This window comes from Lysinibacillus sp. NPDC097231, assembly GCF_044761885.1.
In the GTDB taxonomy this organism is placed as follows: Bacteria; Bacillota; Bacilli; order Bacillales_A; family Planococcaceae; genus Lysinibacillus.
In genome coordinates, this window is the sequence record NZ_JBIWDH010000068.1 from 1 (window position 1) to 4,606 (window position 4,606).

Consider the following 4,606-nt stretch of genomic DNA (forward strand, 5'->3'; position numbering starts at 1 on the left):
GATGATGGGTCAATTTGGCGTTGACACTCATGCATCATACAAGAGGGCTTTTTCTTTTTCAAGCCCCTGAAAATCCTTCTAACAGGAATGCTCCTATCCTATAGCTGATACCTTATCTTATGTACAATAAAGACTTTCGGTGTTTATGGCTAATGCTTTGAAAAAATTTCTACGGCTAAATATTAAAGCAGATCCAATTTACGCTTCTTCAAAAGGAGTTATCAAGGTGGATGTTTGTGAATACAAAAAATATGATAAATAATGAAAGGAAGCCTTAACCATAATTAAGTCTTCCTTTCATTGTTTTTATGATAGAAGCAATCTATTGATTTCTTCTATCAAAGATTAACCATAGCAACGTAGTAGCTGCGGCAAGCATCACCATAACGAATCCATATATAGGCGTATGAGCTAATGATTGGTAGCGAACGATAAATCCTCCGATGTATGATCCTAGGAAAATACCAATGTTAAAGGCCGAAATATTTAACGCTGAAGCCATTGAGATAGCCGATGGTATATATTTTTCTGAAAGCTGAACGGCATAAACCTGTAAACCAGGTACATTCATAAACATAAATAGCCCCATCATTAAGACCATTATTAATCCAACGATGGATGATTCTAAAAAGAAGTTAATGCCGAGTAGAGCTAATGCTAATCCTATTAAGATAATAAAGATAGAACGTAAAGGATTATTATTCGCGAAATGACCACCTAATGTATTACCGATTGCAACACAAATACCGTATACAACTAAGATTACGACTATTGCTTTAGGTGAGTAGCCCATATACTTCTCTAAAATAGGAGAAATATACGTATATACTACGAATGCGCCACCATATCCAATGGCAGTAATAAAGAGAATTAATAGCATTCTTATATTCCCTAATACTTTCCCGATATCTCGAATAGATATTGGATTCCCTTTTGATAATTGGCTAGGTACAAGCAGAGCATTACTAATTAATCCGATAATACCAATAACGACAATGAAAATGAACGACATTCGCCAGTCAGTTACTTGTCCAATAAAAGTTCCTAATGGGACACCAGTTACAGTTGCTAATGTTAGTCCTGTGAACATAAAAGCTATTGCACTTGCACGTTTATTAGGTGCCACAACATCTGCAGCTATAACAGAGGCAATGGACATAAACACGCCATGTGCTAATGCTGAAATAACACGGCCGGCAAGTAGTAAAGAGAATAAGGGTGCTAGAGCTGCGAGTAAATTCCCGATAATAAAAAGCACCATGACGAGCAGTAACACTTTTTTGCGACTAAGGTGCGATGTAAATGCTGTTAGAAGTGGTGCACCAATAGTTACACCAAGTGCATATATAGAAACGGTTAAACCCGCCGTACTCAACGTTATGCCAAAATCCTTTGTAATTAATGGAAGAAGTCCGACGCTTATAAATTCTGTAGAGCCAATACCAAAAGCACTGATCGCAAGTGCGAGTAATGTTAGTTTAGCATTCGGTACTTTTGTATCTTTCATTCTAATAATATCTCCTTTGATTTTTTGTATAGTATATAGTAATATTCATACATACCTAAAAGTTATATAGGGTACTTTTAGTTACTTTTGAATATTACAGGGGGTTTACAATGAAAAAAGTTTATAATATTGGTGTTGAAGCCACTCTTGAAGTCATTGGGGGCAAATGGAAACCTGTTATTCTTTGTCATCTTAACCACCATGGTAAGATTCGCACGAATGAATTTCGCCGATTGATTCCAGGCATTTCACAAAAAATGCTAACAAGCCAATTGCGTGAATTAGAGCAGTCTGGATTAATTAATCGCAAGGTTTTCAATCAAGTACCGCCAAAAGTTGAATATTCGCTAACACCATATGGTCAAGAGATGGACCCTGTGCTGAATGTCCTTTGCACTTGGGGTGAACATCATATCGAAATGATGCAAGATAAAGGTGAAGATGTACTGTTAATGCAACGTGATGAAGATATCGCCATAAAGCATACATCTTAAATAGATTAGAAAGAGACTGTCTAAGAGAAGAAAATAAGACAGTCTCTTTCACGTTTACATAGCTAACGTTTACATGACAAAATCAAATTCATCTGGGTTTGGTCCAACACGTTGATCTAGATTCATGGCGTTAATGATTGCCATCTCTTCATCAGTTAGTGTGAAATCAAAAATATTAGCGTTTTGAATCATTCGTTCTTTACGTACAGATTTTGGAATTGTAACGATACCATTTTGAATATCCCAGCGTAAGATAACTTGTGGATTTGATTTCCCGTATTTTTCAGCTATTTTTGAAATAGTTTCATTATCAAGAAGTCCACCTTGCATTAATGGTGCCCAAGCTTCCATTTGTATATTGTGCTCTTCACAGAATGAACGTACCTCAGTTTGTTGCAATCGTGGATGAAGTTCAACTTGGTTAATAACTGGTTTGATACGAGCTATTTTAAGAAGATCCTGTAAGTGCGATACTTGGAAGTTACATACCCCAATAGCTTTAATTTTTCCTTGCTCGTATAAATCTTCGAGTGCTCTCCAAGCTTCTGCAAATTTATTTTTACCTGGCCAATGAATAAGATAAAGGTCTAAATAATCCAGCCCTAATTTTTCTAAGCTGTCCTCGTATGCTGCAATTGTCTCTTCGTAGCTCAAGCCATCGTTCCATACTTTGGATGTAATAAATAATTCCTCACGTTTTAAACCAGTAGTTGCTAGTGCCTGACTAATACCTTCACCAACACCTGCTTCATTTCCATAAATAGCAGCAGTATCGATGCTACGGTAACCAACCTCAATCGCATTTTTCACCATTTCTGCTGTAACATCATTTGGTACTTGGAATACGCCTAGACCCATACCAGGCATTTGTAAGCCGTTATTTAATGTAATTTTATCTTGTAAATGATTAATCATTTTTCTGTCCTCCAATTTTCGTTAGTGCTTTGTTGCTTTCTTATTATGCTTCCATGCCATTGCAAAAAAAAGTACGCACTTTTTAGTTTCATAGAAACGTAGAGGTAACTTTTGTGAGATATCAATGGTTCGTGTAAGAAATTTTTATTAGTTTACGTGGTTCTACCCTCTGTATGCGTTACAATTAATGGTAAGAATTTGAAACTTCGAAAAGGGGTGGTAAACATATGGTAATAACAAAAAAATTGGCAAATCACTTAGAAGAGACCGAAATAAAGATGTTCGAATCAAGGCTGAATGCAATTAAGGAAATTCAGAACAATGCAATGGGAGTGGAGGTTGGTCAATTTGATGATGCCTATGCTTTCTCCATTAAAAACATTCCCGGTCCCTCTTACAATGTGGTAAAGGGCGATAGCTTGAGTTCGGAGAATACCATAGATAAAGTACTTAGCTTTTATAGAGCAAGAGAAATACCAGCTCGTTTTGAATTAGCCCCTCAATATGTAAATGCTACTTCCTTACAGAAATTACATAACGTTGGTCTTTTTCAGAGTGATTTTCATTCAACATTGTATTGTGAGCTAAATGGAGAGATGGTAGGGGAAACAAAGAATTCTACTATTAAAATAAGGCAAATCGATGAAGCCGAATTTGAGTGTTACGGAAATATCTATGTTGAGGGTTTTGATATGCCAGCATTTTTAGCAGAAAGTGTTGCGACAAATAATAAAGTTTTGTATGACAAGCCAGGTTGGTCGTTTTATATTGCTTCTCTTGAAAACGAGGATGTTGGTGTCGGCTCTTTATATGTATATAATGGGACAGCCATATTAGCTGCATCTGCCGTGAAACCAATTGCCCGTAATCAAGGGATTCACCAAGCATTAATACGGTTTCGTATCAATGAAGCCATCAGACAAAATTGTAGCTTAATGATAGGTCACGCAAAATTCGTCTCCATTAGCCAAAATAATATGGAGCGCTGTGGATTAAGAATGGCTTATACAAAGAGTATATGGACAGAAGCAACATAAAAGTTTTCCAGAATGTGGGAGGGTATTCGCTGCTTGGAATAGAATAAGTAATTGATGCTTTTATAAAGGAGATGGATAGATGAATCGTTTAAATTTAATTACGTTGGGTGTAAAAGATATGATTGAGTCTCTTAGTTTTTATCGAGAAGGTCTAGGGTTTGAAGTGATTGTTTATGGCGAGGAAACAAACCCAGATGTTATTTTCTTTAATAATGCAGGGACAAAAATCTCACTATTTCCGATTGACCGTTTAGTAAAAGATATTAACGAAGCAAATCCGCCAGCAATCGGCAATGGCTTCAACGGTATTACACTTGCTTATAATGGAAAATCAAAAGAAGAGGTAGATCAAGTATTTGATTTAGCCAAAAAGGCAGGGGCGAACATCGTCAAGGAACCTGAAACCGTATTCTGGGGAGGCTATAGTGGCTATTTCCAAGACCCAAACGGCTACTATTGGGAAGTTGCTTACGGAGACATGTGGCAGTTTGACGATAATGATATGTTGATTATTACAAATAACTGAAAAGATGGACGTATTTGGGGAATCCAAATACGTTTTTTATGTGCGCCCGGCATGCGTATGAACTATAGGGTGCAAGTCCCGAACCCCGAAGACAGAAGTAGAGGTTAGCCAAGAGCAAGGGTGTCCG

General features: G+C 36.9%; 5 protein-coding genes. 3 read left to right on the forward strand and 2 right to left on the reverse strand.

What is annotated here, in order from left to right:
* Positions 1-322 precede the first annotated feature (322 nt).
* On the reverse strand, positions 323-1,507 hold the full coding sequence (locus ACIQXF_RS22915) for an MFS transporter (RefSeq protein ID WP_402788091.1): 1,185 nt from the start codon (positions 1,505-1,507) through the stop codon (positions 323-325).
* 110 nt (positions 1,508-1,617) lie between these two features.
* On the opposite strand from ACIQXF_RS22915, the gene ACIQXF_RS22920 reads away from it, so the two are divergent.
* Complete coding sequence (locus ACIQXF_RS22920; protein WP_402788094.1) at positions 1,618-2,001, forward strand: winged helix-turn-helix transcriptional regulator; 384 nt, start codon at positions 1,618-1,620, stop codon at positions 1,999-2,001.
* 69 nt (positions 2,002-2,070) lie between these two features.
* On the opposite strand, the gene ACIQXF_RS22925 is transcribed toward ACIQXF_RS22920, so the two are convergent.
* Entirely contained in the window at positions 2,071-2,916 is an 846-nt protein-coding gene (locus tag ACIQXF_RS22925) for an aldo/keto reductase (RefSeq protein ID WP_402788097.1), read from the reverse strand.
* A gap of 227 nt (positions 2,917-3,143) precedes the next feature.
* On the opposite strand from ACIQXF_RS22925, the gene ACIQXF_RS22930 reads away from it, so the two are divergent.
* Together ACIQXF_RS22930 and ACIQXF_RS22935 are read left to right on the forward strand one after the other, a co-directional pair.
* Complete coding sequence (locus tag ACIQXF_RS22930) at positions 3,144-3,953, forward strand: GNAT family N-acetyltransferase (RefSeq protein ID WP_402788100.1); 810 nt, start codon at positions 3,144-3,146, stop codon at positions 3,951-3,953.
* A gap of 79 nt (positions 3,954-4,032) precedes the next feature.
* A complete protein-coding gene (locus tag ACIQXF_RS22935) occupies positions 4,033-4,479 on the forward strand; it encodes a VOC family protein (protein WP_402788103.1) in 447 nt (148 codons plus the stop codon).
* The last annotated feature ends 127 nt before the right edge of the window (positions 4,480-4,606 follow it).